At 76.8% G+C, this 746-nt stretch carries 1 protein-coding gene; it reads left to right on the top strand.

Annotation, left to right across the window (positions count from 1 at the left end; all coding sequences use genetic code 11):
* On the top strand, positions 1-746 hold a 746-nt coding region (locus tag E2E34_RS34815; RefSeq protein WP_138905782.1), incomplete at both ends, for an aminotransferase class I/II-fold pyridoxal phosphate-dependent enzyme.

The following is a 746-nucleotide window of genomic DNA, read 5'->3' as shown; positions in this document are numbered from 1 at the left end:
CTGCTGGCCCGGGTGGTGGGCGGGACGTGGGCGGTGGAGGCGTACGGACTGCCGTTCCACCGCGCGCTGCTGGCGGACGAGGGGGTGCGCACCGCGTCCGTCGGGGTCGACGAGGACGGGGCCGAGGTGGGCGAGCTGTCCGGCCCGGGGACCGTGCTGCTCACTCCCGCGCACCAGTTCCCGACGGGCGGCCCGCTGCATCCGCAGCGGCGGGCGGCGGTCGTGGACTGGGCGCGGGCGGCGGGCGGGCTCGTCGTGGAGGACGACTACGACGGCGAGTTCCGCTACGACCGGCAGCCGGTGGGCGCGGTGCAGGGGCTCGACCCGGAGCACGTGGCGCTGATCGGGTCGGTGAGCAAGAGCCTGTCGCCGGCGCTGCGGATCGGCTGGATGGTGCTGCCGGAGCGGCTCATGGCCGGCGTGGTGGCGGCGAAGGGCGAGCGCGAGCAGTGGTCGAGCGCGACGGAGCAGCTGACGCTGGCGGACTTCGTCGCATCGGGCGCGTACGACCGCCATGTGCGCCGGATGCGGCTGCGGCATCGGCGCAGGCGCGACCGGTTGGTCGCGGTGCTGGCCGAGCGCGCGCCGCACGTGCGGGTGACGGGCATCGCGGCGGGTCTGCACGCCGTCCTGGAGCTGCCGCCCGGCACCGAGCGGGCGGTGGTCAAGGCCGCCGCGTGGCAGGGCCTGGCGGTGGAGGGGCTTTCCGACTACCGGCATCCGGACCGCGCCGCGCGGGGCGGTCC

This window comes from Streptomyces albidochromogenes (assembly GCF_005981925.1).
Classification (GTDB): domain Bacteria; phylum Actinomycetota; class Actinomycetes; order Streptomycetales; family Streptomycetaceae; genus Streptomyces; species Streptomyces albidochromogenes.
The sequence above is the reverse complement of the archived record's forward strand: the minus strand, read 5'-3'. Positions and strand labels throughout refer to the sequence as shown.